Origin of the sequence: Streptomyces sp. NPDC059832, assembly GCF_042731715.1 — a bacterium.
In the GTDB taxonomy this organism is placed as follows: domain Bacteria; phylum Actinomycetota; class Actinomycetes; order Streptomycetales; family Streptomycetaceae; genus Streptomyces.
On the sequence record NZ_JBHWIY010000111.1, the window covers coordinates 1 to 1,605 of the forward strand.

Sequence of the window (1,605 nt, forward strand, 5' to 3'; positions counted from 1 at the left end):
CTTGGTCTTTAACCTGTGCGGCGTGGACGTGGGGTCGTTGACTTCTTCGTCCGTCGCTTCGAGGGGCCTGGTTTGCCGACTGTGTGGACGTCGTAGCGCGTGGTGGGCTCGTTGTTCCTGCGGCCGGGTGGGCGTCCTGGGCCGGGTCGGGAGGATTTCGGTGCTCCGGCTGGGCAGGCGGCCTTCGGCCGGAGGTGCCGAAAGTCGCGACGGACTCGCGCTGGGGTGAGCCTGTCAGTCGGGGCAGGTTTCTCCCATGGTCTGCGGAGGTCGGCTGCCAGTGGGCGAGCGAGCCGGAGCTGGGTGAATACCGCGAGGATTAGCCAGGTCCAGCGGTCTGCGGCTTCGGGGGTGCGGATCTTCGGGCAGGTCCAGCCGAGGGTCTGTTTGAAGAGCCGGAAGGTGTGCTCGATGTCGAAGCGTCGCAGGAATGCCTGCCAGAGCAGGTCGACGTCGGTTTCGGTGGCATCGGTGCCTGACCACCACAGCCAGACCGGCTTCGGTGTCGCACCGCTGGGCAGGTGCTCGACCTGCAGACGGATGACGGTCCCCTCGATGACCGGCAGGGCACCGAGCTCGGCGGTCCAGGCCGAGCGGTGGGTCAGTCTCGGGTGGAGGCGGCCCCATGCCCGTGCAATCGCTTTGCCGTAGAGGTGGGTTGCGCTCACCGTCTGGGCATCGGGAGTGTCCCAGGTGGCCGGGTCGCCGAAGACGAACTCGCCGCCGTGGCGGGGCGGGCGGCCTCGGACACCGGGCTCGCGGTTTGGTACTGCACGTCGCAGGACACGGTCCGAGCGCATCCGGCCCAGGACCTGCACCGGCAGATCCTTCAGCAGGAAGGCCAGGCGGGGCACGTCGTAGCCGGCGTCCACGACGATAAGAATGTCCGGGTCGCCGTCCTTCCACTGCCCGGCCGTGATCAGCCGCTCGACAAGCTCGCGCATCTGCCGGGCGGTGACGGTGGCGGCATCGTCGCCCGGTGCCAGGCGTAGTGCGTCCAGCGGTGCTGTCCAGGAACTGCGACCGGTTTCCAGGGCGCAGATCACCGAGTACGGCCAACCGGGCACGGGGATGTGCTGGCCCTTGCCCCGTCCGTAGGTGTGACACAGGACCCGCTGCGGTGAGGTGTGGGCGCTGGGCCGCAGCCAGCAGGTGAGGTCGGCGGCCAGCACCAGCCGGCCGTCCGCCGCCCGTGGCAGCGGCACCGCGGCCAGGGCCCGTCGCAGCCGGGCGACATCGACCCGCCCCGCGGACAGGGCGTCATAGAGGCCGCCGTGCCCGCGACGGTGTTCACCGACCAGCGACAGTTCCACCAGCGACCGGACCGGCCCATCCACGCACAACACCGCGTCCGCGAGTTCGAACAGCGCATCCGCACGCCTGGTCAGACAGGAGTAGAACGCACCCCGGAAGTGTGACAGTCCCGCGAACGGATCCTGCCGGACAGCATGATGCGACAGACTCATTCCCACGGCCTTCGTGCTGAGCTTGTGTGTTCCTTGGTCGGATCACATGCTCAGCCGAAGGCCGCCCGCATGTACGGCAGTTACTAGTCTGAGTGATCAAGTACGAGGACTCGTTCGGACCGCGAGGTTAAAGATCAAG

1 protein-coding gene is annotated in these 1,605 nt (G+C 68.1%); it reads right to left on the reverse strand.

Annotation, left to right across the window (positions count from 1 at the left end):
• Positions 1 to 8: 8 nt before the first annotated feature.
• Positions 9 to 1,466 (reverse strand): NF041680 family putative transposase, encoded by a 1,458-nt coding sequence (locus ACFV8T_RS45580; RefSeq protein WP_385339802.1) that lies wholly within the window; start codon positions 1,464 to 1,466, stop codon positions 9 to 11.
• Positions 1,467 to 1,605: the final 139 nt, after the last annotated feature.

Excerpts from the sequence above, each read along its gene's own strand:
- ACFV8T_RS45580 (WP_385339802.1), bottom strand. The coding sequence starts at position 1,466 with ATGAGTCTGTCGCATCATGCTGTCCGGCAGGATCCGTTCGCGGGACTG.